Raw genomic sequence first — 818 nt, 5'->3', positions numbered from 1 at the left:
GTGCGTCTGCCGGGGCGAGTCCGCAGCGCCAGGGGGCGCCGGCCGCGAGGTGGGTGTCCGTGGGGTGCGCCGGGTCGCGGACCAGGAGGGCCTGGAGGTCCTCGATGCCGGCCGTGAGCAGCGGTCCCACGCGCGGGTCGTCGCCCCGGGCGTGTGCGGGTGCCAGCGGGTTCGTCGCCGACCGGGCCACGGCCCGCATCGGTCCGCTCCCGTCCAGCCTGACCCTGAGTTCCAGGACCGCGCTGCCGCCCGGCGGGACGTCGAGGTCCCAGCGCAGCAGTCCGGCGGAGGCCAGCGCGTCGGAGGGTGGCGGGTCCGCCGTGACCGTGGAGGCGCCCGGCGGGCCGGACCAGCGCAGCCCCGAGTCGTGGACGCTGGCGGGCAGTTCGGGCGCGGTCACGCCGGCCGCGATCGCTCCCAGGTCCGCCAGGTCCGTCCCGAGGGACACCTCCACCGGGAGGCGCAGCGGACGCGGGGCCGAGCTGTGCAGGGTGATCCGCTCCGTGCCGTCGGCGCCGCGGGTGCGTTCGACGACGATGTCCGGGTCGGGGCCTCCCTGCGGCGAGACGCGCAGGGTGCCGACGAACCGGGCCTCGTCGGCGGCCGTCATCCTGGCCTGCACCACGATCGGTTCCCGCCCCGCCACGCGCACCTGGCAGCGGGACAACAGACGCCGGCCCGCCCGGTAGAACCCCTCCAGACCGCGCCCGGTGAGCTGGCCCTCCCCGGTGGAGATCGCGAGTCCTGGCAGGGCGACGCAGATCAGGGCGGCGTGGACGGGCGGGAGGCCCTCAGGGCGGGGCGCCGGGCGCCGGCCC

General features: G+C 78.0%; 1 protein-coding gene. It reads right to left on the bottom strand.

Features of this window, described 5'->3' with window-relative positions:
- The coding region (locus ACVNF4_RS36575; RefSeq protein ID WP_461807114.1) for a glycogen debranching N-terminal domain-containing protein at positions 1 to 763 on the bottom strand (763 nt) is incomplete at its 3' end.
- Between the last annotated feature and the right edge of the window lie 55 nt (positions 764 to 818).

It is taken from the genome of Streptomyces sp. S6, from assembly GCF_054880855.1.
Note: the sequence above shows the minus strand (reverse complement) of the source record. Positions and strands in the feature narration are given on the sequence as shown.